The organism is Tardibacter chloracetimidivorans (assembly GCF_001890385.1).
Lineage (GTDB): Bacteria > Pseudomonadota > Alphaproteobacteria > Sphingomonadales > Sphingomonadaceae > Tardibacter > Tardibacter chloracetimidivorans.
In genome coordinates this window covers 179,460-204,112 of sequence record NZ_CP018221.1, presented here as the reverse complement: position 1 = coordinate 204,112, position 24,653 = coordinate 179,460, and the positions used below count along the sequence as shown (strand labels likewise).

Genomic DNA, 24,653 nt, shown 5'->3' with positions numbered 1-24,653 from the left:
TCGGCCGACTCCGGGAGACGTGGGTGAGTGGCTGAAACCAGCGGTTTGCTAAACCGCCGTAGGGGGATTACTCCTACCGAGGGTTCGAATCCCTCCGTCTCCGCCAGTTCGCCGTTGTTTATCGCCCGGAGACGTCGGTTCAATCTGGCCCAGATCATCCCCGAGCACTTTTGCCCGACGCTAACGGGGGAACAACACCAGGAGCGAAATCCAATGACCGCAGAGCCATATGTCCCCCGCGCGTGTGGACGTGGGATGCCGGAAAAACCGGCGGCGCATTTGCGAGCATCAATCGTCCGATCGCCGGCGCGACGCACGAGAAAGACCTTCCGGTCGGCGAGCACCCCCTTCAGCTATATTCGCTGGCGACGCCCAACGGCCAGAAGGTGACCATCATGCTCGAGGAGTTGCTCGAGCTTGGCATGAACGCGGAATATGACGCCTGGCCGATCCGTATCACCGAAGGCGACCAGTTCTCCTCCGGCTTCGTGTCCGTCAATCCGAACAGCAAGATCCCCGCGCTGCTCGATCGCGGCACATCGCCGCCCCAGCGCGTGTTCGAATCCGGCGCGATCCTGCTTTATCTCGCCGAGAAATTCGGGGCCTTTCTCCCGACCGATCATGCCAGCCGCACCGAGGTGCTGAGTTGGCTGTTCTGGCAGATGGGCAGCGCCCCCCTGCTGGGAGGCGGCTTCGGTCACTTCTACCTCTATGCGCCTGAAAAATACGAATATGCCATCAACCGCTACACCATGGAGGTGAAGCGCCAACTGGATGTCCTCGACCGGCAACTGGCCGATAGCGAGTATATCGCAGGAGACGCCTACAGCATCGCCGACATCGCGATCTGGCCGTGGTATGGCCGCGTCGTGACGGGCGACGCCTACGAGGCTTCCGAATTCCTGTCGGCTGACAGCTACACGCACTTGATCAGATGGGCGCGGCAGATCGGCGAGCGGCCGGCGGTGCAGCGCGGGGTGATGGTCAACCGCCTCAACGGCCCGCTCGAAGGCCAATTGCATGAACGACACAGCGCCGCCGATTTCGAAACCAGAACGCAAGACAAGCTGGAGGCAACCGGCGACTCCTGACGGAGGGCATAGCGCCCTCGGATGTTCGGCGAACGCGAAGAGCCGGGACCGTCGAACAATGCGGCCCCGGCCTTCACGGGGTTCCGGTTAACGCCTGTCTTTCGAACGCTCTGCGCGTGGGGGGCGGCCCTGAAAGCCGGGGCGCGACTGGTTCATGTGCCGCCGTTCGATGCGCGACGGCACACGCTTCACCTCCGCCTCCGTTGAGCGTTCGCGCCAGCGCTCGCGCGCCTCGGCGCGGTCCTTGCCGCTCCAGCGGGACTTGTCCGAATGCCGCCTGCCTTCCCACTTTCCGTCCGGCTTGCGGTCCTTCCAGCGTGAAGAATGGCGGTGTCGGGGCACATGATAATATCCGGGGCTGTCCCGATAGCCATAATCATAGCCGTAGTAGCCCGGATAATATCCGGGGTAGCCGTAGTCGTCATACCAGCCGGAACCGACCGAAACCGATCCGTAGGAACGCCCGTATCCGTCGGTCATGCATCCGGAAAGGGCCAGGCCGGCGATCAGCAGCGCGGCCAGTCCGGCCGGGCGAGACATCGGCATCCTCATAACATCGTCTCCCGCACAGGGTCTATCGTGCGAGGGTAAACGCTGCCCGTTGAATGGGGGGTGAACCCGGGGTCAGGCCGAAAGCCGCGATGACGCAGCGCTTCCCCTGCCCTGAAAGCCGATGACGTTCGACGGCGGGACGGAGGCTCCATGGACACGCACGACATTGCGCCCTGCCCGCTTCGCCTCATAGCACGCGAGGTCCGCGCGGCGCAGCGCGTCGCGGGCGGAGGCGGTGGTCGGCGTGATGGCGGCGACGCCGATGCTGGCGGTCACCGGGTCAAGATTCCGGTTCCTTCCGATCGTCACTGCGGACACGCGCTTTCTCAGCCGCTCCAATATCACCCGTCCGGTCTCCACCCCGCAATCGAACAGGATTATGCCGAATTCGTCGCCGCCAAAGCGGGCGACCTGATCTCCGCTGCGGATCGATTTTTCAAGTTCGCGGCTCACCGCAACCAGCACCATGTCGCCATATTCGTGCCCCGCGGTGTCGTTGACGGCCTTGAATCCGTCCAGGTCCATGAAGCACAGGCAATGTTCCTTGCCTGTCCGCCGGGCGCTCTCCAGGGCTTCGGTCAGGGTCATCTGAAACTTGCGGCGATTGGGAAGGCCGGTCAGCGGATCGTGCAGCGCCTTGTGCTCCAGTTCACGCTGGATCTCGCGAACATCGGTCATGTCCACGATCTGGGAGATGAAATGGGCTGGCCGCCCCCGTTCATCCCTGGACATGGAGACCGACAGCAATCCCCAGACGATGCTGCCGTCCTTTCGTACATAGCGCTTTTCCAGCCGGTAGTTCTCGCGCCTCCCCGCGATCAGATCGTCGACCAGTTGGAGATCGGCCTCCAGATCGTCGGGATGGGTGAGTTTCTGGAAATTAAGCTTCGAAAGCTCTTCCGGGGAATAGCCGAGCAGGCGCGAAATCGCGCGGTTGACCCTCAGCCAGCGGCCATCGGTGGAGACAAGCGCGAAGCCGACCGGAGAGTCATTGAGGAGGCTTTGATAGAATCCATCGCCAAATGAACATTCCCCGGTGTCCGCATCCATCGGAAGCTACTTTCCCTGATCCCGCCCCTTTCCTAGCGAAGCCCGGTTAAGGAAGTCTTGGCGATGCTTCGTGAACCGCATTGGCATTCCGGACCGGCGCGTCTATCTGCCCTCTTGCATTTGTTCGCACATCCAAGAGGCCAAGATGACCGATGTTCCGCCCGACCGTCTCGCGATCGACCCGCGCAGCCCCTATCATGACGCGGCGCTTCTGCAGCGGGGCGTAGGCATTCGCTTCAAGGGCGTAGAAAAGACCAATGTGGAGGAATATTGCGTCAGCGAAGGGTGGATACGGGTGGCTGCGGGAAACACACGCGACCGTCAGGGCAACCCGCTGACGCTGAAGCTGAAGGGCGAGGTCGAGCCCTATTTCCAGGATGCGGCGGCGAAGGAATAACATCGCTCGCTTGGAGTGCTGGTGGGCCCGGAGGGACTCGAACCCCCAACCTAGCCGTTATGAGCGGCCAGCTCTAACCATTGAGCTACAGGCCCCACCGCATGGCGTCAAAGCCGTTCGCCGATAGCGCCCTTTGCCGGTCCGCTGCAAGCGTCCGCTCGCGGCCAATGCAAATCAGGCGACATTTCCCGCCTGCCGTGCCTGTGCGCGGCTGCAAGGCAGGGTGAGCATGAAAAGCGAATCCTCTATCTCGAACTGCCCGCCAAGCGCCGAGGCAAGCTGACGGACAAGGCGCAACCCGAACCCGAGGCCAAGCGCGGGCGCTTCAAGGCCCGCGGCAAAGCCCGCCGACGCAGGGTCGTAAAGCGCCTCGGCGTCCCTTCCGGCAAGCGCGGCAGGACGCGAGAGGAAAATCCGGACCGAATCGCCCTCGCCGGAACCGACGCCATAGGTCAGCCGGTCCCCCGCCCGGGCCGCGCCGATGACGGCCGCGAACAGCCGGCCGACGACGCGCTCCAGCACTTCCTCGGATGTCTCTATCGCCGGAAGGCCGATGGCGATGCTTCCGATCAGCTCGATCCCGCGCTCGCGCGAAAGCCCGCGATACCGGCCGATCACCCGTTCCACCAATCCGCCCGCATCGACCAGCGGCGGCCCGTCGGGCGCTCCATTCGCGCCGCGCGCCGCGGCGTCCATATCGTCGATCGCCGCCAGCAGCCGGTGCGCATCCGCCAATATATCCTGCGCCCGGTCGCGATAGCCTTGCGCGGCGGGGCCAAGCATCTGCCGATCGATCATCTCGGCAAAGCCGACGATTGCATTAAGCGGCGTGCGAAGCTCGTGCGTCATCTGGCGGATTGCGTCCGGCGAAGGCGGTTCCTTCTGCTCCTGCCTGCGCTCCGCAAGGATGGTCGGAGCGGCGGGCGTGGGCGACGCCAACTCCTCCGCCGCAACCGCTGCATCCTCTTGAACGCGGCGCGCCGTGCCCCTGAACCCGCAGAACCTCCCGCCGCGCGGATCGAAGAACGGGACTCCGGAGATCATCCAGACGCCGCTCGCCTCTCCGCTGCCCGGCAGGCGCAGGCGGCCGTCGCGGAATGGCGCACGACGTGCGAATGCGGTCGCCACCTTCATGTCCACGCCTTCGATCGCCTCCGGCTCCGACAGGGCGACCGTTCGGCCGATGACCGCCTCGCGCGCGATGCCATCGACCCACAAGATCATCCCGGATGTATCTGTTTCCCAACGGAAATCATGAACGGCGAGCTGTGGCTTCGTATGTGGAGCCTCCGCTTCCGGAACGGTCGTCCACTGGCTCTCCGGGATATCGTCGATCGGCTCTTCTGCGGCCGAAGGATGTTCCCGCACATGCGACTCCGACTCCAAAGCATCTTCGGCGTCAGAAGGTTCATACGAAGCCGCCTCTGGCGGGCGCGGGATGCGGGCGCGGAACTCCTCGATGCGCCGGAGCAGTTCCCGCACCTGGGTTTCGCCTTCGACCACGGCGGGATCGCGCGGGCGCGCTGGTTCGGCCGGTGCATCGGCGCGCTGGGGCTGCGGCGCTTCGGTTGCGAAAAGATGGTCGACGCGCCGTGCCTTCGCCGTTTCACGAGCGGGCCGGACGAAGGGCGTCGGTTGGGGCGCGGTCTTGGCGGGCTCGACTATCGGCGGCAGCGCGTCGGCAGGCGCGGCCGGGCGCGCCGTCGTTTCTTCCCGGCCTTCCAGCCCGGTCCAGGGCAGTTCCGGCTCTTCCGGCGCAGCAAGCGCAAGGTCGGCCGGCCCAAAGGATTCCAGCAGCGTCTGGACGCGCTGGGGAAGATCGCGGCGCGACCGGAGAACGCTGCGGGACTGCGGCGGCATTGTCGGGAGAATGGCGAGCCATTCGTCCTCGCCGAGCCGCGCGGACGCCAGAAACACGGCGACGTCCTTCACCTCTTCGCGGCTGAAATGCGCGACAAGCCGGGCCGGCACGGCAAATCCAGCAAGGCCCTGCGCGAGCCCCGCCCTCACCTCGCGTGGAACGTCTTCGCGAATCGCATCGATGGCCTCATAGGCGCGGCGCGCGAGCCGTTCGTCATGATCGGCCCGCCCCTGTGCGATCAGATCGACGAGCTGCCGGTATACGGTCACGCGAACGGAACCGCCGTTCAGCGGTTGCGCCAGCACCGTATCGATCATGTCGTCGAAGCGCACCTTGGTTTCCCGGCTCCGCTTTGCTTGTGTTTGCGCCTGATCCCTCTCTGGCCGCAATTGGTTAAGAGGCTACCAACAATTGCCGCCTTTAACGCACATGCCTCCGAATGGATATTGCGCAAACGAGTAATTTAATTATGTGAAAGCGCTGTTCGACTAACCAGATGGAATAGCATGGCCGGCACGGCGGTTCTCGATCCGATCGACCGACTCATCCTGCGGACGTTGCAGGAGGATGGGCGGACGACAAATGTCGCGCTTTCGGAGAAAGTGGGCCTCACCGCCCCCCCGTGCCTGCGACGGGTCCGCAGTCTGGAGGAATCCGGCATCATTCGCGGCTATCACGCCCGACTCGATCCGGACCGCTTGGGCTATGGCATCACCGTCTTTGCGATGGTGAGCCTGAAAAGCCAGGCCGAGGCTGATCTGCGCGCCTTTGAAGAGCATGTGAACGCGCTGCCCGAGGTCCGCGAATGCCATATGCTCAACGGCGAGATCGACTTCATCCTCAAGATCGTGAGCCATGATCTGCAGGAGTTTCAGAAGTTTCTCACCGCGCGGCTCACCAGCGCGCCCAATGTCGCCGGCGTCAAGACGTCACTGACGATCCGCACGTCGAAATACGCGCCCGGCATCCCCGTCGACGAGGAATAGACCGCCCAGCTGTTCCAGGCACTCAACGATGTCGGCTTCACCATCCCGGCAGGCGGGGCCAGCTATTGGGTGGGAGAGGCCATGCACGCGACGGCTTTCCAGGACCTGCCCGAAACGCCCGACAAGATCAGCCAGACGGCCGCCATGCTCGCATCGAACGCGGCCCATCTGGCCGGCCTGTTGAAGCAGGCCGCCTATCCGGGGCTGGAGGAGGGCTGACGGGCAGCCCTCTTCGTCAGTGACCCAGCGCCTTGACGATTTCCTCGACCATCTTCTTGGCGTCAGCGAGCAGCATCATGGTGTTGTCGCGGTAGAACACCTCATTGTCGACGCCGGCATAGCCGACGCCGCCCATGGAGCGCTTCACGAACAGCACGGTCTTGGCCTTTTCCACGTCAAGCACGGGCATGCCGTAGATGGGCGAGGTCTTATCGGTCTTGGCGGCCGGATTGGTCACGTCGTTCGCGCCGATGACGAATGCGACATCGGTCTGCGCGAACTCGGAGTTGATGTCCTCCAACTCGAACACTTCGTCATAGGGCACATTGGCTTCGGCCAGCAGCACGTTCATGTGCCCCGGCATACGGCCCGCGACCGGGTGGATCGCGTATTTCACCCTGACGCCCTCTGCCTTCAGCAGATCGCCCATCTCACGAAGCGCGTGCTGCGCCTGCGCCACCGCCATGCCATAGCCCGGCACGATGATGACCTGTTCGGCCTGCTTCATCAGGAACGCGGCGTCTTCGGACGAACCGCGTTTCCACGGCCGGTCCGTCGCGGCGGCGGCCGCGCCGCCCGCGCCGCTGTCTGCGCCAAAGCCGCCCGCGATCACCGAGATGAAGCTGCGGTTCATCGCCTTGCACATGATGTAGGAGAGGATCGCGCCCGACGAGCCCACCAGCGCGCCGGTGATGATCATCGCCGTGTTCTGGAGCGTGAAGCCCATGGCGGCCGCCGCCCAGCCCGAATAGCTGTTCAGCATCGACACCACGACCGGCATGTCCGCGCCGCCGATGGGGATGATCAGAAGGAAGCCGATCAGGAAGCTGAGTGCCGTCACCGTCCAGAACACCCAGGGGCTCTGGTCGACCAGGAAATAGGCGATCAGGCCCAATATGCCCGCGAGCATGCCGAGATTGATGACATGGCGGCCGGGCAGCATGATCGGCTTGCCGGACATGTTGCCGTTCAGCTTCAGAAAGGCGATCACCGACCCTGAGAAGGTGATCGCGCCGATCGCCACGCCCAGCCCCATCTCGATCCGGCTGACCTGATGGATCACGCCCAGCACGTCGGCGATGCCGAACGCGCGCGGGTTGAGATAGGCGGCGGCGGCCACCAGCACTGCGGCAAGCCCCACCAGCGAGTGAAAGGCAGCGACAAGCTGCGGCATCGCCGTCATCGCGATCTTGCGCGCGGTGATGAAGCCGATCACGCCGCCGATCGCGATTGCGATCGCGATCTCGATGATTGTAACGTTCAGATGCAGATAGATGGTCGTCAGCATCGCCAGCGCCATGCCGAACATGCCGAAGCGGTTGCCCCGGCGGGAACTGCTGGGGCTGGAAAGCCCCCTCAGCGCCAGAATGAAGCAGATGCCCGCGACCAGATAGGCGACGGCGGCCCAGCCGGGCGTGGCGGAAACGGCTTCGTGCATGATCTATTCCCCCAAAAGGCGACAGCGAGCCAAGGCCGCGTCAGCCCTTCTTCTCTTTCTTCTTGTACATGGCGAGCATCCGTTCGGTGACGGCGAAGCCCCCGAAGATGTTGATGCTTGCAAGCACGACGGCGATCAGTCCCAGCCATTTGGACGTGGCCGATCCGGCGGCGGCGCTTGCGATCAGCGCGCCCACGACGATCACCGACGAGATCGCGTTGGTCACTGCCATCAGCGGCGTGTGAAGCGCGGGCGTCACCGACCAGACGACATAATAGCCGACGAAACACGCCATTACGAAGATCGACAGGATCGAGATGAAGTCCATCGTCTGTCCCCTCAGTTCTGCAGCAGGCGCGGATTGACCACCTGACCGCCCCTGGTCAGCCGGATCGCGTCGCCGATTTCATCGCCATCGGGAAGCAGCGGGCGGCCCGCGTCCTTGTCCCAGAAAGCCGACAGGAAATTATAAAGGTTGCGGGCGAAAAGCGCCGAGGTGTCGGCCGCCAGCCGCGACGGTACATTCCGGTGCCCGACTATGGTCACGCCATGCCGCTCCACCACTTCACCGGCGACCGCGCCTTCGACATTGCCGCCCTGCTCCACCGCCAGGTCGACGATCACCGAACCGGGGCGCATCGATGCGACCTGCGCGTCGCTGATCAGCCGGGGCGCGGGGCGTCCGGGGATCAGCGCAGTGGTGATGACGATGTCCTGCTTGGCGATATGTCCGGACACCAGCGCCGCCTGTGCCGCCTTGTATTCGTCGGACATTTCGGTGGCGTAGCCGCCCGTTCCCTCGCCTTCGATGCCCTTCACGTCCTCGACGAAGATCGCCTTTGCGCCAAGGCTCTCGATCTGCTCCCTGGTCGCGGCGCGGACGTCGGTCGCAGAGACAATCGCGCCCAGCCGCTTGGCGGTGGCAATCGCCTGCAAGCCGGCAACGCCGACGCCCATGATGAACACCCGCGCGGCGGAAATGGTGCCCGCCGCAGTCATCATCATCGGCAGCGCCCGGCCATAGACCGACGCCGCGTCCAGCACCGCCTTGTAGCCCGAAAGGTTAGACTGCGACGACAATATGTCCATCGACTGGGCGCGCGTGATCCGCGGCATGAACTCCATCGCCAGCGCCTCGATCCCGGCGCCCGCATAGGCGTCCACCCGCGCGCGTTCTCCGAACGGATTGAGTCCGGCTACCAGCCACGCGCCCGGCTTCAATCCGGCGAGCGACGCCGGATCGGGCCCCTGCACGCCGAGAATGATGTCGGCATCCTTCAGCACCGACGCCCGGTCGGCAACCGACGCGCCTGCGGCTTCATATTCAGCGTCGCTGACAGAAGCCGTCGATCCGGCCCCGGTCTCGACCGCCATGGTCGCACCCAGCCCGATAAACTTCTTCACCGTCTCGGGAACGGCGGCCACCCGGCGCTCCCCGGCAGCGCCCTCACGCAGAACCGCGATCTTCATCAGTAAACGAGGATCGCGATGACGACAGCCGCGGCGACCAGGCTGACAATGGTTCCCCATTTGAACAGGACGAGAAAACCGGAATAGGTGCTCTCGTGCGCCTTATAGTCCATACCGTTTGAAGCGTCGTTTGCCGTCATGGCCATCCCTGTCGCTGTTTATAGCCAGATACGAGACAGGCTTCGGCGATAACGTCGAAGCCTGTCAGCGTTTAGGCCGCCTTAACCTCGATCGCGGTAGAGCGCAAAGCATTAGTTGATTGATCGAGGCAGGTATGAGCGCCCATCTTCGCAGTGTATTTCCGCCGGACGAGGCGGGCCTGGCAACGAGCGAATCGGCTTGTGGCGAGGGAATTCCGTTGTTCGAGGCCAATGGTCATGTCAGATCGCTTGACGAACTGGAAGCCGATATCATCCGCATCGCGATCCGCCATTATCGCGGACAGATGAGCGAAGTCGCGCGGCGGCTCGGTATCGGGCGTTCCACCCTTTACCGCAAGCTCGCCGAACTTGATATCGAACGCGGCCGCTAGGATAGCGGCGGCGTCAGCGCGGCGTCGCGAAGCCCGCGCCAGACCTTTGCCGCCTGCACCGTTTCACGCACGTCATGCACACGTAATATCTGCACGCCGCTTGCAAGCCCGGTCATGGCGAGAGCAATCGAGCCACCGAGGCGCTCCTCCACGGGCGCTTCATTCGCCAGCGCGCCGATCAACCGTTTGCGGCTCGCCCCCAGCAGAATCGGGCAGCCCAGCCCGTGGAACAGCGCAAGTCCGTTCAACAGATCGAGATTGTGCCGCAGCCGCTTGCCGAAACCGATACCGGGATCGATGATGATCCGCTCGCGGGCTATCCCTCCCGCTTCGGCCGCCGCTATCCGGCGTTGCAGCCAGTCATAGACCTCGATGAGCGGATCGGCATAGCTCGGCTGGTCCTGCATCGTCTGCGGGTCGCCCTGATGATGCATCAGCACTACGGGACAGGCTGAACGCGCCACGACGCCGATCGCCGCGTCGTCAAAGGTCAGGGCGGACACGTCGTTCACGATATGCGCCCCGGCGTCGAGCGCAGCCTCCATCACCGAGGCCTTGCGCGTGTCGATCGAAAGCACCGCACCCGATGCCTTCAGGCGCTGCAGAACCGGCTGCACGCGGGCAAGTTCATCGCCCTCCCACACGGGCTGCGCGCCCGGCCGAGTCGACTCGCCGCCTATGTCGATGATCGACGCACCCGCGGCTGCCATGTCGACCGCGGCGGAGGCGGCCGCATCGGCGTCCATGTTGCGCCCGCCGTCGGAAAAACTGTCCGGAGTCATGTTCAATATGCCCATGACATGCGGCTGGTCGAACCGAAGCGTCCGCTCGCCAAGCCGTAGCGCGGGACGCTCTGCGGTCAGCCGCGCCAATGTGCTTTCCGCAGAGGCGCGCGGGCCGGCGGCCAGTTCTGCCAGCGTTGCCTCCAGCCGCTCGACCGGAACAAGCTCCGACCGGACCCGCTTTTCGTCCTGCGCTGCGATCAGTTCGACGGCTGAAAACCAGAGCAGCCCGCCCGCAAGCCGCAAGGCCTTTCCGTCATGGCCGAACGGCGCATCGATGAACCCGGTCGGCCGCAGATAAACCCGGACATCCTCGGGCAGATCGCCCAGCCGGGTATCAGGCATCGAGGTTGGAGCGATACGCGTCGCGCAGACGATCAAGGCAGATAAGGCTTTTGCCGTCATCGACATGCCAGAAGGTCCAGCCGTTGCAGCTTGGCGCGCCTTGCGCCGCCGCGCCGATCTGATGGATGGAGCCTTCGTGGCCGTCCATCTGGACGCTGCCATCGGCGCGCACCCGCGCCCTGTAGCGTCGCCCGAGGTCGGTAAGGGTCGCCCCCGGCTGGATGAGACCGTTCTCGACCAAGGCACCAAAGGGCACGCGCGGAGCCGCCTTTTTCGACTGCATCGTCAGCATCGCGGACTCGTCCAGCGGCAGAACTCCATCGATCCGGTCCTGCGCGACACGGCAATAGCGCGGCTCCCGGTCGATGCCGATATAATGGCGGCCCAGCCGCTTGGCGACCGCGCCCGTGGTGCCGGTGCCGAAGAACGGATCGAGCACGACCGCGCCCGGCTCGGTCGAGGCGAGCAGGATGCGATAGAGCAGCGCCTCGGGTTTCTGGGTGGGATGCGCCTTCACGCCGTCCACCTTCACGCGCTCGCCGCCCGAGCAGATCGGCAGCACCCAGTCGGAGCGCATCTGCAGCTCCTCGTTCATCGCCTTCATCGCCTTGTAGTTGAAGCGATAGCGGGCGTTCTCGCTCTTTGACGCCCAGATCAGCGTCTCATGCGCGTTGGTGAAGCGCGTGCCCTTGAAATTGGGCATCGGATTGGCCTTGCGCCAGATGATGTCGTTCAGGATCCAGAATCCCTCGTCCTGCAGCTTCGCGCCGACGCGAAAGATGTTGTGATAGCTGCCGATCACCCACAGCGTTCCATCGTCCTTCAGGATGCGGCGCGCCGCCTTCAGCCATTCGGCGGTGAAGCTGTCATAGGTCTGGAAAGTGTCGAACTTGTCCCAATCGTCGGTCACCGCGTCGACGCGGCCGCCTTCCGGACGGAAAAGGTCACCACCAAGCTGGAGATTATAGGGAGGATCCGCAAAGACCAGATCGACCGAGTTCTCGGGCAGTTCGTTCATGGCGGCGATGCAGTCGCCCTGAATTATCATATCCAGCGGCAAGGCGTTTCTTCTCATTGGACCCCCGTCAAGCAACAGAAGTCCACCTTGAATCACCCGGAATCCCAAGGCAACCCACGAGTCGCACCTGTGGACAGGCCGGTGGATAGGGCTGTGGAGGGATTTGTAGCGCCAACCACTACAGGTAGAGTCCTCGACCCCGGCAGGGACTCAACTGCTTGTGGTGTTGCCCGGAAGACTCAATCCTCGGCAGCTTGAAAATAATTCTTCAGAGCAGGTGATATTGGGCCACAGGCGCGAATGAACGCCGGTGCAACGGGGTCGGTCCCAGTCTTCTCAGCGCATCCAGATGTTCCGGCGTGCCATAGCCCTTGTTCGTCCGCCAGCCATAGCCGGGGTGCGCCTCGTCATGGCCGATCATCATCCGGTCGCGCGTGACCTTGGCGATGATCGACGCCGCCGCGATCGACAGCGACAGCGCATCGCCGCCAATCACCGGGCGGCAGGGATAGGGCCATTTCGGCTTCTGGTTGCCGTCGACAAGCACCATCACCGGTGCATGGTCCAGCGCATCGACGGCCCGCCGCATCGCCAGCAGGCTCGCCTGCAATATGTTGATGCTGTCGATCTCCTCGACGCTTGCGATGCCGACGCCCACCCTGGCGCATCCGACAAGCTCGTCATGCAGGCGCGCCCGCGCGATCTCGCTCAGCTTCTTTGAATCGTTGATCCCGTCGGGAATGCAGTCGGGGTCGAGCAGCACCGCCGCTGCAACCACAGGACCCGCCAGCGGCCCCCGCCCCGCCTCGTCGACGCCCACGACGGGGCCGCCATAGCCAAGCTCAAGTTCCAGCGTTGGTCCGGTCATGGCTTCACCCGGTCGAATGGAACGACCCCCAGCGCATGGCCAAGCGGCCCATGCCCCTGTCCCAGTCCGGGGGCTGCAAGCATCGCGGCGCGCACATAGGCGCGGGCGCGGGCGACTGCATCGGGCAACGCCATGCCCTGTCCCAGACCGGCCGCGATCGCGCTTGCAAGCGTGCAGCCGGTGCCATGGGTATGGCGCGTCTCGATCCGGTTATCGGTCCAGCTGTGAACATCCTCGCGCGTCACAAGCTGGTCGACCACTTCATCGCCTTCCAGATGCCCGCCCTTCGCCAGCACCGCAGCGCCCAGTTCATCGCCAAGCGCCCGCGCCGCGTCGAGCGCATCTTCGGCCGATACGATCGTCCTGCCCGTCAGCGCCTCCAGCTCCGGGATATTGGGGGTCACCAGCGTCGCCCTCGGGAGCAAGCGGCGCTTCAGAGTGTTGACCGCATCCGCCGCCAACAGCGACGCGCCGCCCTTCGCCACCATCACCGGATCGATGACGATGGGCACATGGCCGTCGAGACGGGCCAGCACGTCCGCCACCGCCTCTATCGTCGGCGCATCGCCCAGCATCCCGGTCTTGATCACGTCCACGCCGATATCGTCGATCACCGCCCGCATCTGCGCGGCGATGGCGTCGGGCGGAACCGGCACGACGCCCGAGACGCCCAGCGTGTTTTGAATGGTGATGGCGGTGATGGCGGTCATCGCATGGCCGCCCATCATCGTCACGGCCTTGATGTCGGCCTGTATGCCGGCGCCTCCGCCCGAATCCGAACCCGCGACAACCAGAACCCGAGCGATGGTCACACCGCCTGCCGCACGGCATCGCAGATGCTGTCGACCACTTCGGCGACCAGCGTCTCATCCTCACCCTCGGCCATCACGCGGATCAGCGGCTCGGTTCCCGACTTGCGGATCACCAGCCGCCCGGTGCCGTTGAGCCGGGTTTCAGCCGCGCTGATCGCCTGCTTTACGCCCTCCGACTCCAGCGGCTTGCCCTTTGCGAAGCGGACGTTCTTCAGCAACTGCGGCAGCGGCTTGAACAGCGACAGCGTCTTGCTTGCCGGTTTTCCGCTTTCGATCAGCGCCGCAAGGATCTGCAGCGCCGCCACCAGCCCGTCGCCGGTGGTCGCATAATCGGTGAGGATCAGGTGCCCGGATTGTTCGCCGCCGACGTTGCAGCCCTTCTCGCGCATCATCTCCAGCACATAGCGGTCGCCCACCTTGGCGCGATGAAGCGTAAGCCCCTCGCTTTCGACAAACCGCTCAAGACCGAGATTCGACATCACCGTCGCGACGATGCCGCCGCCCTGGAGCTTACCCGAACGCGCCCAGTCTCGGGCGAGCAGCGCCATAAGCTGGTCGCCGTCCACCACCTGGCCTTTTTCGTCGACCACGATCAGCCGGTCCGCGTCGCCATCCAACGCGATTCCGATATCCGCGCGCACTTCCCTGACGCGGGCCTGGAGCGAGGCCGGATGGGTGGAGCCGCATTTGTCGTTGATGTTGGTGCCGTTCGGCGCGACGCCGAGCGAGATCACTTCAGCGCCCAGTTCCCAGAGCGCGGTCGGCGCGACCTTGTAGGCGGCGCCATTGGCGCAATCGACCACGACCCGCAGCCCATCGAGCCGCAGATGTTCGGGGAAAGTCGCCTTTGCGAAATGGATATAGCGGCCCTGCGCGTCGTCGATCCGCGCGGCGCGGCCGATGCTTTCGGCCTCCGCCAGATCGGCTCCACCGTCGATCAGCGCCTCGATGACGGCTTCGTCCTCGTCGGAAAGCTTGAAGCCGTCCGGCCCGAACAGCTTGATGCCGTTATCGGCGAACGGGTTGTGACTGGCGGAGATCATCACGCCCAGATCGGCGCGCATGGATTTGGTGAGCATGGCCACGGCGGGCGTGGGCATCGGGCCGACGAGCACCACATCCATGCCGACCGAGGTGAACCCGGCGGTCAGCGCCGATTCCATCATATAGCCTGAAAGCCGGGTGTCCTTGCCGATCACCACCCTGTGCCGGTGCGCGCCGCGAAGGAAGCGCTTGCCGGCCGCCTGCCCCACGCGCATCGCGATTTCGGGAGTCATCGGGAGGCTGTTCGTCCGGCCCCGGATACCATCGGTGCCAAAATATTTTTTCGTCATTGGAGGCCTTGCCCGTCGAGTCACTTTTCGAGACATTCTCTAGCGCCAAAGTGATTCTAGCGCGAGAGGGAGGCGAAACACCTCAGCCAATCCAGCGCCAGATCCCCGCGGCGGGTCCCCCGGCCGGAAGGTGCGCCCAGGTCGCCGCCAGCCAGATGACCAGACCTATGGCAAATGCCGCCCAGCCGGGCAGCGCATCGCCCCAGCGCAGCCTGCCTGCCAACTGCCCCACGAACGGAACATAGGCCGTCTGGCGCTGCCACCACACCCAGTCCGGCCCCATCAGGCGCTTCTTCTTGGAATCCTGACCAAGGCTGCCGAAAAGCGCGAGCGCCAATATGCCGCCCGACAGGATCAGGTTCGCCGTGCTGCCCCACAGCGCCATATGAACCAGCGCCCAGATGATGAACGCCCACATCATAGGGTGGCGCGTGATGGCATAGACCCCATGCGGCCGGTCCGGCAGGTCGATGCGCCCTTTCGGGTTCACAGCTGCCGGATTGCCGCGAAGGGAGCCTGCAAGCAGCACCGATGCAAACAGCATCAGCAGCGTCGCCACATCCCAGAACCATGGCGGCGCGACCCACCAGACCGGATCGGACGAGATGCCGAGCCGCGCTCCTATCATCCAGCCGAAGGTCGCAAGCGCCGCCAGCGAATAGAGGCCGAGAAAGCCTTTCTCCCCCACCCGCCGCACCAGCGATTTCCTGAACGGATGCGAAAGCAGCAGATGCGTGCCGACAAAGGACGTGGTGGCGAGCGCCAGATGCGAGACGGGTGTCACTGCCGATAGGCCCTTGGTGAAGGCGCGGCGCCGCGCACCAGATAACGGTCGCGCAAGCGGCTTTGCCGCGTGACGAGCGGTTGTTCCACTCCGTCGATGAAGACCTTTTCAGGCGCGGAGGACAGCTCCAGCGGATCACCGTCCCAGATCACGACGTCCGCCCGCCGGCCGGGCTTCAGGCTTCCAAGCTCGGCTCCAAGCCCCATGATCTCGGCGGGCGTGCTGGTGATTGAGGCCAGCGCCTGTCCCCAGCTCAGCCCGGCCGCACCGGGAACCTTTGCCAGCGCGACCAGATTTCCCGCATATTGCGTCTGGAGCCGCGTCTGGCGGGCGTCATTGTCGTCGATCATACCGATGGCGACGGTCACGCCCGCCCTCGTCATGCGCCCGACGTTTGATTGGGTTGCTGCGAGCATTTCGAACGTTTGCGGCAGGTCGTTGAGCGCGCTTGCGATCACCGGCACTCGCGCGGCCGCGATCCGGTCGGCCACCATCCAGCCTTCGCTCACCCCCACCAGCACCAGCTTCAACTGCGTGAACTCGCGTTTCAGCGCGAGAGCCTGGAGGATGTCGGCGGCACGCTCGACACGCACAAAGAGCGGCTGCTCGCCTTGGACGACGGGCGCGAGCGCGGCCGCATCCAGCCGCATCAGCAGCGATTCCCGGCTCCGCCCGCCTTCATAGGCGGCAGGGCTGCGGGCATAGTCGCGGGCCTCGTACAACGCATTGCGAAGCTGGACGTGCGCGGCCGCCCGGCTCCCGCCCGCCTTGGCCGCTCCCGCCTCCCCGAATTCCACGAACTGAAATGCGTTGGCGCGGGTCACGGCGTCCATGTCCTCGCCCAGGTCGATCACCGCGCCCTGGCCCGCAAACAGATCGCGCCCGATGGCAGGGGCGACGATGGCGCGCGTTACGCCTCCGGCCCGGTTCACCTGAACGGCCGCCGCGTTCGGGTTGACAGCGGGCGCAACGCTGATCGCCGCGCCGAACGGCGACCCTGTAGCCGCCGCATCATTGGTCTGGGCGACGGCATCCACCTCCACCAGCCCCAGCCGGGAAAAACCGCCGAAGATGCCGGGAGTCACCCACTTTCCCGCCGCGTCGATCACGCGCGCGCCGCCGGGAGCCGCGCCTCGCCCGACCGAGACGATCCGCCCGTTGCGGATCAGCACGGTCGCGCCTTCTATCGGCTGTCCTCCATTGCCGGTCGCGACCCTGCCGCCGGTGATCGCGATCGTCTGCGCCATTGCCGGCACAGGGAGCAACGCCAGCAATGCGGCGATCGGCCACTTCACTTCACATCCCCTCACCCGGCTGGCCAAGCTCGAAATCGGACACCCGCCGCCGCTTGGGGTCGTGCATGTCATAGAGCAGCGCTCCGTCCACCCAGACCTTTTCGGGCCGGGTGTAGACCGACATGGGATCGCCGTTCCAAAGCACCACATCGGCCATCTTGCCGGGTTTCAGGCTGCCTGTCTGCTTTTCTATCCCAAGCGCCCTTGCCGGGTTGATCGCAAGCCACGTCCACGCCTTTTCCGGAGAAACCGCAATCCCCGCGCGCCGCCCCGCCGCCATCGCCTTTGACGCTTCCTGATTCAGCCGCTGGATGCCGTTCTCATCGTCCGAGTGGACAATAGCGCAGGCCCCCGCATTTTCCACCATCGCCACATTTTCCCAGATGGCGTCATAGGATTCCATCTTGAACCCCCACCAATCCGCCCACATCGCCGAGCATATGCCGTTGTCGCGGAGCAGATCGGCGATCTTGTAGGATTCGACGGCGTGATGGAATGCCGCCACGCGATAGCCGAACTCCTTTGCCATATCGATGACGATGGCCATTTCGTCGGCGCGATAGCAATGGTTGTGGATGGCGATGTCGCCAGTCAGCGCGGCGGCCATCGTCTCCAGCCCCATGTCGCGCTTTGGCGCATCGGAGGGCTTGGCCTTGCCGTCCTTCGCCTTGCGCTCATAATCCTGCCATTTCCGCAGATAATTCTGCGCGTCGGCCCATGCCTGACGGTCCAGCGCAACATTGCCCATGCGCGTTGTCGGCATCCGCCCCTTCGCGCCATAGACGCGCTTCGGATTTTCCCCGCACGCCATTTTGAGGCCATAGGGCGCGCCGGGAAACTTCATCTCCTGAACCGTGCGTCCCGGCACATTCTTCAGCACCACGGAACGCCCGCCGAACAGATTGGCCGATCCGGGGAGGATCTGGAGCGTCGTCACGCCGCCATTTGCCAGCGCGCGGCCAAAGCCCGGATCCTGCGGCCAGACGGAATGCTCCGCCCAGACGCCCGCGTTGAGCGGGCCGGACATCTCGTTTCCATCCGAATGCGCCGCAACGGCCGGGCTTGGATAATTGCCGAGGTGACTGTGGATATCGATGATGCCGGGCGTCACCCATTTGCCCGCCGCGTCGATCACCGTCGCGCCTTCGGGAACCGCGAGGTCGCTGCCGCCGATCGCCTCGATCCGCCCGTTCGCCAGCCGGATCGCGCCACCGTCGATGCGCCCGCCCTCGCCGTCGAACATGGTCGCGCCCCGGATCACCGTGACGTCCGACGGCGCAGGCCGATAGGTGGAGGGAAACGGGTCCGCAGGTATCGTCACCCGCTCTTCATTGACGGCAACGGAAGAAACGGCTGCGGGCGCCCGGTCGCTTCCGGCACAGCCTGCCAGAGCCAGGACGATGGCCAGCGCGACACCCCCCGAAGCCTTCATGCCAGTTCTTCGTCCTTCAACGTGTCGAGGTGCATCAGCCGCAGCACCAGGGGCGAGATCAGCATCACACCGACGCCGACCGCAACGGCCGTCCAGCCGACCGTGCTGTAGACCGAAAGTACCGTCTCCTTGCCCGCCGTCTCCCCCTCCAGTCCTTCCGCGCCTGTTGCCGCCGCGATCAGCCCCGAGACAAAATTGCCGGTGGCCGAGGCAAAGAACCATGTGCCCATGATGAGCGAAGCCATGTGCGCCGGGGCCAGCCGGTTCATTGCGGAAAGGCCGACGGGCGACAGGCAAAGCTCTCCAGTCGTGTGCAGGAGGTAGATCAGGAAGACGAAGACCACCGGCGTCAGATTATCCATCCCGAACGCCGATGCGCCTGCCACCAGCACGAGAAACCCTGCCCCGAGCTGGATCATCGCCAGCCCGAATTTGGCCGGGGCCGAGGGCTCAAGCCCGCGTCGCCCAAGGGCGGTCCACAGCCATGCGAACAGCGGCCCGAGCAGGACGATATAGACCGGATTCACCGACTGGAACACGGACGCCGGAACCCCGGCCCTGTCGACGTGGCGATCGGTGAACAGGTTGAGCGAAGACCCGGCCTGCTCGAACAGCGCCCAGAACAGGATCGATCCGAAAATGAGGAAGATCGCCGCGAATATGCGGTCGCGTTCGTCGCGGGACAGCTTGGTGACGGCGGTGTGAAGCACATAAAGAACAAGCACCGCCCCCGCGCCGCCCAGAAGCCAGCCGACCAGTGCCTGATGCTGGACCATGAACCAGCTCACGCCCACCGCCGCGACGCCGAACAGATAGAGCAGCCATTCCAGCTTCACTCCGGCGACGCGCCTTTTCAGCGCCGCGGGATCGGGCGCCTCCCCCCTTCCCAACAGCAGCGGCCGGAAGACCACGAACACTAGAAGCCCCAGCAGCATGCCGAAGCCCGCAAGGCCGAAGCCATAGGCCCAGCCATAGGTTTGCCCCACAAGTCCGCATGCAAAGGCGCCAAGCGCAGCGCCCACATTGATGCCCATGTAGAAGATCGTATAGGCGGCGTCCCGCCGCACGTCGGTGCGCGGATAGAGCTGGCCGACGATGACCGAGATATTGGCCTTCAGAAATCCGGAGCCGACGATGATGAACGACAGCGCCAGCCAGAACAGGTTGATCGCATAGCCCTGTTGCCCGCCGTCGCCCTCGAATCCCATCAGGAAATGGCCGAAGGTGAGCAGCACCGCACCGAACAGCACGGCCTTGCGCTGGCCCAGATAGCGGTCCGCCAGATAGCCGCCGATCACCGGCGTGATGTAGACGAGCGCGGTGTACGCGCCGTAGATGATCGAGGCGTCCTGATCGGAAAACAGCCAGTGCTGGGTGAGATAGAAGATCAGGAGCGCCCGCATTCCATAATAGGAAAAGCGCTCCCACATCTCGGTGAAAAACAGGACGAACAGCCCTTTGGGGTGGCCCAAGATCGTTGCTTGCCGTGGCTCGTCTGGAATGGCGGCAATGGCCATAAGTCGATAAGCTCCCCAAACAAACCGGCAAGCGCCGGCCCCCGATACGCGGGAGACTAGCGCACGGCGCGCCGCTGTGAAGCCCAAACTCGTCCGGCTTGGCCGCGCCGCGCCTTCATGCTAGCCGCCGATCATGGATTTCAACGACACCTCATCGCCGCTGGCCCTTCTTCTTTCGCGTCGGTCCGGCAAGCCGCGCGACATGATCGCGCCCGGCCCGGACGCCGGCCAGCTCCACACGATTCTGGAAGCCGCGATGCGGGTGCCCGATCACGGCAAGCTCGCGCCGTGGCGCTTCGTGATCGTCGAACAGGATCAGCGCGACCTTCTGGCAAAGCTGCTGGTCGATGCCTACCGGGCCGAAAAGCCCGGAGCCGGGCGGCTTGAGCTGGAAGCGATGGATCAGTTCGCACGCCAGGCCCCCACCCTGGTGGTGGCCCTCTACTCGCCTGCCATCGCCAGCCAGATCCCCCAGTGGGAACAGGAACTGTCGTGCGGCGCGGCGTGCATGAACCTGCTCGCCGCAGCGCATGCGATGGGGTTTGTGGGCGGCTGGCTCACCGGCTGGCCCTCCTATTCGGATGCCGTCCGCAACGCCTTCGGCCGCGCGCATGAGCGGATCGCAGGCTTCATCTTTATCGGCAGTCCGTCGCGCGATCTCGAGGAGCGGCCAAGGCCGGCATTCGACGATAAGGTAGAGCGCTGGAACCCTGTGCCGTAACGGAGATGGATCGTCCCCAAATGGGACAGTAATTCCATTCCGATTGTCGGAATTGATTACATTACAGTCGTCAAAAAACGGCCGAAATGGCGGATTTCCGCGCCTGGCACGGCAATTGCTTAACATTGCGTTGAGTAATTGGTGCAAGGACAACGAAAATGCGCAAATCGGTTTTTGCTCTGTTGACGGGGATCAGCCTTGCCGCTGTGGCGCCCGCACAGGCCGCGACGTTTACCAACGGTGACTATTCGCTGAACTTCAACGGCATCTCGGAAAGCTATTCGCTCTATCCTGATCCCGTCCCTGGACTGGCGGCGACGCTGGATCTGACGGTCAGCGGCGCAGGCACGGACAGCTGGACGCTCGTCTACAAGCTGTCGAACCTGTCGGATCCGTCGATCTGGGAAAAAACCCGCATCACTGCGCTTGGATTTGACGTTCTGAGCGGCGGCTTCACCGGCGGATCGGTCGATGGCGACGACGTCTTCAACAAGACCTTCACGCCGGGCGGCTTCCCATCGCTGGATGGTCTCGGCGGAGATCGGAACGTTTGCATCAACGGCAATCCCGGCGGCGGCGCCTGCCAGGGCGGCGGCAATGCAGGGCCGACGACCGGCAATTTCATCACCGGCACGATCACGCTGAACTTCTCTTCGGACTTGGCTTCCCTCGAACTCGATGACGGCATCATCCGCTGGCAGTCGCTCGATTCCGAAGAACTCGGCTTCAGCGGCGATTCGGGCATCGGCCTGGTTTCGGAAATCCCCGAACCGGCGACCTGGATGACCATGATCGCGGGCTTCGGCCTGATCGGCATGTCGCTGCGTCGTCGCCGCACGGCCGCCCAGGTCCTCGCCTGAGCCAAGCGACAAGCGCATTTGAAGGGGCGCGGTGGAGACATCGCGCCCCTTTTGCTTTTCCGGATTTCTTCCACGCCGCTATAGCGCGTGAATGACCGAATCCCCGCCTCTCTACGAGACTCGCGTCGCCGACATATCGGCTGAAAGCATTGCGCTCGCCGCCGCGTTGATTCGCGAAGGCCGGCCGGTCGCGATCCCGACCGAGACCGTCTATGGCCTCGCCTGTGACGCCACCAACGCCGACGCGGTTGCACAGGTCTATGCGGCAAAGGGCCGCCCCAGCTTCAATCCATTGATCGCTCACGTCACCGGGCTCGAAATGGCGCGGCAATACGTCGCAGTTCCTCGGCAAGCGCTTGATCTGATGGCGCGGTTCTGGCCGGGGCCGCTCACATTAGTGCTGACGCTCTGCCCCGAGACGGCGATCTCGTCGCTGGTCACGGCCGGCCTCCCCACGCTCGCCGTCCGCTGTCCCGATCACCCTGTCGCGCAGGCGCTCATCGCTTCCGTCGGCAGGCCTCTGGCAGCGCCGTCGGCCAATGCCTCGGGACGGATCAGCCCGACCCGCGCCGAACATGTGTTGCGCAGCCTTGGCGGGCGCATCCCACTCATCCTCGACGCCGGGCCGACCACGGCTGGCCTGGAATCAACGATCGTCGCCGTGACGCCGGATGGCTTGCGCCTGCTTCGCGAGGGCGCGATTCCGGCGGAAACGCTTGGCCTGGGCCGCGCCGTCACCGAGTCAGAAGGCAGGCCGTCAGCGCCCGGGCAATTGATGAGCCACTACGCCCCCCGCCAACCGGTGCGGCTTAATGCGCTCTCGGCAATGCCGGGCGAGTTCCTGATCGGGTTCGGCGACATGGGCGGGGACGTGAACCTTTCCCCTTCCGGCGACCTTGTGGAAGCAGCCGTCCGCCTGTTCGATCTGCTTCACATCGCCGAAGATAGCGGCAGGGATGCAATCGCCATTGCGCCGGTTCCCGATACAGGGCTTGGCCGCGCCATAAACGACCGGCTGCGTCGCGCGGCCGCGGAACGCCCGCTCAGGCCGTCTTGAGCCTGTCGGCGTAGCTCTTGCGGAACTTCGCGAGCTTTGGGGCCGCAACCGCGATGCAATAGGGGTTCCGGCCGCCTTCGCGGTCGAAATACTCCTGATGATAATCCTCGGCCCGCCACCAGATGTCGAAGGGTTCGACCGTGGTCACGATCGGCTGGGGCCAATCAGACTGGTTGCGCTCAATTGCGGCGCTGGCCGCGGCCTCCTGTTCCGGCGAGTTCGGAAAAATCGCCGAGCGGTATTGCGTGCCCACGTCATTGCCCTGCCGGTTCAATTGCGTGGGATCGTGGATGTGCAGGAAAATATCCAGAATATCGTCATAGCTGATGATGTCGGGGTCAAACTCCACCCGGACCGCCTCGGCATGGCCGGTATCGCCGTCGCAGACCTGGCGATAGGTCGGGTTCGCGACCCGGCCGCCGGTATAACCGCTTTCCACCGACAGCACGCCCTTCAGATCATTGAAGATCGGCTCCACGCACCAGAAGCACCCGCCAGCGAGAATCGCGATGTCGGTGGCCATCGTCTTCTCCGGTCCTATTTGGTTGCGTTATAGGCGAGCTGCGCCTGGTCGAGCTGGAATCCGACCAGCACCTCGAAGCTTGCATTGCGCACGGCGTCGCGGACGCCCGGCTCGGTCATCGGGTCGATCGCCGCGTCCTCGTCCCCGGGCCGGCGTTCCCGCGTGATCTTCTCCTGAATGTCGGCCGGAAGAATGGCTGCGCTTCTGATCACCCGGCTCTGCGCGGAACCGGATGCCTGCGCACGGTCCTGCCCTTCGGAGAAATTGACGGTCACCTGCCCAAGCTGCTTTGCAACCAGCTTGTCGCCACCGCGAACCACCGCGACGAAGAAAGGCAACGTAACGCTTTCGGCCGCTCCCGCCTCGTTGCGCCGGGCAAGCACATCAAAGCTCACATTGGTCACGAATTCGCTGCCGTCGTCCGAGCAGCCGCCCCTGACGTTGGTGATCGTCGCCACCGTGTCGATCGCATCGGCGGCGGTCGCCCCCGGCGTGCTGAACAGCGTGACATCGCCCGTATAGGCGGGCACCGCCACCGCCGGGCATGGGTTCCGCGTCACCTTCAGCGGGTTCCTCTGGCAAGCGGTCAGAGCGAGAGCGGCGGTCAGGACTATGGCTGATGTGCGAAACAACACTGGCGAGCGTTCCTTGGACGAGGCAGCCATCAGGCGTGCCTTTTTGGCAATTATCGGTTGCATCATAGGAAGCGGGTTCACCCGCGACAAGCGATCGCATAAGGACATGACCGATGACTGTCATGGAAACTGTATCGCCACGCCGGAAAATCGACCTGCTGATCGCAGCGCCGCGCGGATTCTGCGCCGGTGTGGATCGCGCGATCCGCATCGTGGAGCTTGCGCTGGAACGCTATGGCGCGCCCGTCTATGTCCGGCACGAGATCGTGCATAACCGCTATGTGGTGGACGGGCTGAAGGCAAAGGGAGCCGTCTTCGTCGAGCATCTGGACGACGTTCCCGACGATCTCCCCGTCATCTTTTCGGCGCATGGTGTACCGAAGTCGGTGCCGGAAGCCGCGTCGGCGCGCGGTCTTGAATATCTGGACGCCACCTGCCCGCTCGTCTCCAAGGTTCACCGCCAGGCCGAAAAGATGGTGACGGAGGGGCGGCACATCCTGTTCGTCGGCCATCGCGGACACCCGGAGGTGATCGGCACCTTCGGCCAGGTGCCGGAAGGAACGATCAGCCTCGTCGAAACCGCGGCCGACGCCGAGGCCATAGAAGTGAACGACCCGGGCAATCTCGCCTTCCTGACCCAAACGACGCTGTCGGTGGACGACACCTCGGAAATCGTCACGATCCTGAAACGCCGTTTCCCCGCCATTCTCGCGCCTAAGGGCGAGGACATTTGCTACGCGACGTCAAATCGCCAGGCGGCGGTGAAATCGATCGCGGGAAAGTGCGACGTCGTGCTCGTCATCGGCGCTCCCAATTCATCCAATTCGCTTCGCCTGGTGGAAGTGGCGCAACGCTCCGGTTGCGTCGCCCATCTGGTACAGCGCGGATTGGACGTCGATCTCGCCTGGTTTGACGGGGCGCGAACGGTTGGAATCACCGCCGGTGCATCCGCGCCTGAAACACTTGTGCGTGAGGTGATCGACCGGCTGGCGGAGCGTTTCGAACTGACGGAGCGCGAAGTCGTGACCGCGACGGAGGGCATCGCCTTCAAGCTGCCCAAGGCGCTTCAGTAAC

Annotated in this window: 26 protein-coding genes, 2 tRNA genes and 1 pseudogene; 10 read left to right on the top strand and 19 right to left on the bottom strand. The window is 64.4% G+C overall.

Translation table 11 applies throughout. The annotated features are described in order from the left end of the window. Nucleotides 1-13 precede the first annotated feature (13 nt). A tRNA-Ser gene (locus BSL82_RS01085) sits at nt 14-106 on the top strand. A gap of 121 nt (nt 107-227) precedes the next feature. Next, the gene (gene yghU, locus BSL82_RS01080; RefSeq protein ID WP_072598534.1) at nt 228-1,091 is read left to right on the top strand and encodes a glutathione-dependent disulfide-bond oxidoreductase; all 864 of its coding nucleotides are present in this window, start codon (nt 228-230) and stop codon (nt 1,089-1,091) included. A gap of 87 nt (nt 1,092-1,178) precedes the next feature. Here yghU and BSL82_RS01075 read toward each other — a convergent pair whose 3' ends face one another. After that, nucleotides 1,179-1,643: a hypothetical protein gene (locus BSL82_RS01075; protein WP_072595637.1), complete on the bottom strand. Its 465-nt coding sequence runs from the start codon at nt 1,641-1,643 to the stop codon at nt 1,179-1,181. Nucleotides 1,644-1,715: 72 nt separating this feature from the next. Continuing rightward, nucleotides 1,716-2,693: a diguanylate cyclase gene (locus tag BSL82_RS01070; RefSeq protein WP_072595636.1), complete on the bottom strand. Its 978-nt coding sequence runs from the start codon at nt 2,691-2,693 to the stop codon at nt 1,716-1,718. A gap of 145 nt (nt 2,694-2,838) precedes the next feature. Between BSL82_RS01070 and BSL82_RS01065 the strand changes: the two genes are divergently transcribed. Beyond that, the gene (locus BSL82_RS01065) at nt 2,839-3,090 is read left to right on the top strand and encodes a DUF3297 family protein (protein ID WP_072598533.1); all 252 of its coding nucleotides are present in this window, start codon (nt 2,839-2,841) and stop codon (nt 3,088-3,090) included. A gap of 19 nt (nt 3,091-3,109) precedes the next feature. On the opposite strand, the gene BSL82_RS01060 is transcribed toward BSL82_RS01065, so the two are convergent. Beyond that, a tRNA-Ile gene (locus BSL82_RS01060) sits at nt 3,110-3,185 on the bottom strand. 79 nt (nt 3,186-3,264) lie between these two features. Further along, a complete protein-coding gene (locus BSL82_RS01055) occupies nt 3,265-5,283 on the bottom strand; it encodes a sensor histidine kinase (RefSeq protein WP_072595635.1) in 2,019 nt (672 codons plus the stop codon). 174 nt (nt 5,284-5,457) lie between these two features. On the opposite strand from BSL82_RS01055, the gene BSL82_RS01050 reads away from it, so the two are divergent. Continuing rightward, nucleotides 5,458-5,937 (top strand): Lrp/AsnC family transcriptional regulator, encoded by a 480-nt coding sequence (locus tag BSL82_RS01050; RefSeq protein WP_072595634.1) that lies wholly within the window; start codon nt 5,458-5,460, stop codon nt 5,935-5,937. A gap of 81 nt (nt 5,938-6,018) precedes the next feature. Next, on the top strand, nt 6,019-6,156 hold the full coding sequence (locus BSL82_RS21600) for a hypothetical protein (protein WP_158010587.1): 138 nt from the start codon (nt 6,019-6,021) through the stop codon (nt 6,154-6,156). A 16-nt stretch (nt 6,157-6,172) separates the two neighbouring features. Here the strand turns inward: BSL82_RS21600 and BSL82_RS01045 are convergent, their stop codons facing one another. Genes BSL82_RS01045 through BSL82_RS01030 form a run of 4 tightly spaced genes read right to left on the bottom strand, consistent with a single transcriptional unit; the run spans nt 6,173 to nt 9,204 of the window. Further along, nucleotides 6,173-7,594 (bottom strand): NAD(P)(+) transhydrogenase (Re/Si-specific) subunit beta, encoded by a 1,422-nt coding sequence (locus BSL82_RS01045; protein ID WP_072595633.1) that lies wholly within the window; start codon nt 7,592-7,594, stop codon nt 6,173-6,175. A gap of 40 nt (nt 7,595-7,634) precedes the next feature. Further along, on the bottom strand, nt 7,635-7,922 hold the full coding sequence (locus BSL82_RS01040) for a proton-translocating transhydrogenase family protein (RefSeq protein WP_072595632.1): 288 nt from the start codon (nt 7,920-7,922) through the stop codon (nt 7,635-7,637). Nucleotides 7,923-7,933: 11 nt separating this feature from the next. Then, on the bottom strand, nt 7,934-9,064 hold the full coding sequence (locus BSL82_RS01035) for an NAD(P) transhydrogenase subunit alpha (protein ID WP_072595631.1): 1,131 nt from the start codon (nt 9,062-9,064) through the stop codon (nt 7,934-7,936). Next, nucleotides 9,064-9,204 carry an aa3-type cytochrome c oxidase subunit IV gene (locus BSL82_RS01030; protein WP_226998541.1) on the bottom strand — a complete coding sequence of 47 codons (141 nt, stop codon included), beginning with the start codon at nt 9,202-9,204 and terminating at the stop codon, nt 9,064-9,066. Before BSL82_RS01030 ends, BSL82_RS01035 begins: the two co-directional genes overlap by 1 nt. Nucleotides 9,205-9,413: 209 nt before the next feature. Here BSL82_RS01030 and BSL82_RS01025 point away from each other — a divergent pair. Next, nucleotides 9,414-9,596: pseudogene (locus tag BSL82_RS01025) on the top strand (helix-turn-helix domain-containing protein); the annotation flags it as partial. Here BSL82_RS01025 and folP read toward each other — a convergent pair. The 9 genes from folP to BSL82_RS00980 form a co-directional block, all read right to left on the bottom strand. Next, the gene (gene folP, locus BSL82_RS01020; RefSeq protein ID WP_072595630.1) at nt 9,593-10,723 is read right to left on the bottom strand and encodes a dihydropteroate synthase; all 1,131 of its coding nucleotides are present in this window, start codon (nt 10,721-10,723) and stop codon (nt 9,593-9,595) included. The pseudogene BSL82_RS01025 and the gene folP sit on opposite strands and share 4 nt — an antisense overlap. Beyond that, nucleotides 10,716-11,798 (bottom strand): site-specific DNA-methyltransferase, encoded by a 1,083-nt coding sequence (locus tag BSL82_RS01015; RefSeq protein ID WP_083578968.1) that lies wholly within the window; start codon nt 11,796-11,798, stop codon nt 10,716-10,718. The genes folP and BSL82_RS01015 overlap by 8 nt, the downstream gene beginning before the upstream one ends. Before the next feature lie 211 nt (nt 11,799-12,009). After that, the gene (gene rnhB / locus BSL82_RS01010) at nt 12,010-12,609 is read right to left on the bottom strand and encodes a ribonuclease HII (protein WP_072595628.1); all 600 of its coding nucleotides are present in this window, start codon (nt 12,607-12,609) and stop codon (nt 12,010-12,012) included. Further along, nucleotides 12,606-13,421 carry a bifunctional hydroxymethylpyrimidine kinase/phosphomethylpyrimidine kinase gene (thiD, locus tag BSL82_RS01005; RefSeq protein ID WP_083578967.1) on the bottom strand — a complete coding sequence of 272 codons (816 nt, stop codon included), beginning with the start codon at nt 13,419-13,421 and terminating at the stop codon, nt 12,606-12,608. The genes rnhB and thiD overlap by 4 nt, the downstream gene beginning before the upstream one ends. Beyond that, nucleotides 13,418-14,755 carry a phosphoglucosamine mutase gene (glmM, locus tag BSL82_RS01000; protein WP_072595627.1) on the bottom strand — a complete coding sequence of 446 codons (1,338 nt, stop codon included), beginning with the start codon at nt 14,753-14,755 and terminating at the stop codon, nt 13,418-13,420. The genes thiD and glmM overlap by 4 nt, the downstream gene beginning before the upstream one ends. A gap of 82 nt (nt 14,756-14,837) precedes the next feature. After that, nucleotides 14,838-15,539, bottom strand: coding sequence for an NnrU family protein (locus BSL82_RS00995; RefSeq protein ID WP_072595626.1), 702 nt, complete (start codon nt 15,537-15,539; stop codon nt 14,838-14,840). Continuing rightward, nucleotides 15,536-16,786 carry an amidohydrolase family protein gene (locus tag BSL82_RS00990; RefSeq protein ID WP_226998717.1) on the bottom strand — a complete coding sequence of 417 codons (1,251 nt, stop codon included), beginning with the start codon at nt 16,784-16,786 and terminating at the stop codon, nt 15,536-15,538. Before BSL82_RS00990 ends, BSL82_RS00995 begins: the two co-directional genes overlap by 4 nt. Before the next feature lie 49 nt (nt 16,787-16,835). Beyond that, nucleotides 16,836-18,266: an amidohydrolase gene (locus BSL82_RS00985; RefSeq protein WP_072595624.1), complete on the bottom strand. Its 1,431-nt coding sequence runs from the start codon at nt 18,264-18,266 to the stop codon at nt 16,836-16,838. Then, a complete protein-coding gene (locus BSL82_RS00980) occupies nt 18,263-19,783 on the bottom strand; it encodes a peptide MFS transporter (protein WP_072595623.1) in 1,521 nt (506 codons plus the stop codon). The genes BSL82_RS00985 and BSL82_RS00980 overlap by 4 nt, the downstream gene beginning before the upstream one ends. A gap of 133 nt (nt 19,784-19,916) precedes the next feature. On the opposite strand from BSL82_RS00980, the gene BSL82_RS00975 reads away from it, so the two are divergent. The 3 genes from BSL82_RS00975 to BSL82_RS00965 all read left to right on the top strand — a co-directional run bounded on the left by BSL82_RS00975 (nt 19,917) and on the right by BSL82_RS00965 (nt 22,421). Then, on the top strand, nt 19,917-20,504 hold the full coding sequence (locus BSL82_RS00975) for a nitroreductase family protein (RefSeq protein ID WP_072595622.1): 588 nt from the start codon (nt 19,917-19,919) through the stop codon (nt 20,502-20,504). 158 nt (nt 20,505-20,662) lie between these two features. Next, nucleotides 20,663-21,364, top strand: a complete 702-nt coding sequence (locus tag BSL82_RS00970) for a cistern family PEP-CTERM protein (RefSeq protein ID WP_072595621.1) — start codon at nt 20,663-20,665, stop codon at nt 21,362-21,364. A gap of 91 nt (nt 21,365-21,455) precedes the next feature. After that, a complete protein-coding gene (locus BSL82_RS00965; protein WP_072595620.1) occupies nt 21,456-22,421 on the top strand; it encodes an L-threonylcarbamoyladenylate synthase in 966 nt (321 codons plus the stop codon). Here BSL82_RS00965 and msrA read toward each other — a convergent pair. Next, a complete protein-coding gene (gene msrA, locus BSL82_RS00960) occupies nt 22,408-22,944 on the bottom strand; it encodes a peptide-methionine (S)-S-oxide reductase MsrA (protein WP_072595619.1) in 537 nt (178 codons plus the stop codon). The genes BSL82_RS00965 and msrA overlap by 14 nt on opposite strands. Before the next feature lie 14 nt (nt 22,945-22,958). Continuing rightward, nucleotides 22,959-23,609 (bottom strand): hypothetical protein, encoded by a 651-nt coding sequence (locus BSL82_RS00955; protein WP_072598531.1) that lies wholly within the window; start codon nt 23,607-23,609, stop codon nt 22,959-22,961. A 92-nt stretch (nt 23,610-23,701) separates the two neighbouring features. Between BSL82_RS00955 and ispH the strand changes: the two genes are divergently transcribed. Beyond that, nucleotides 23,702-24,652: a 4-hydroxy-3-methylbut-2-enyl diphosphate reductase gene (gene ispH / locus BSL82_RS00950; protein ID WP_072598530.1), complete on the top strand. Its 951-nt coding sequence runs from the start codon at nt 23,702-23,704 to the stop codon at nt 24,650-24,652. Nucleotide 24,653 lies beyond the last annotated feature (1 nt).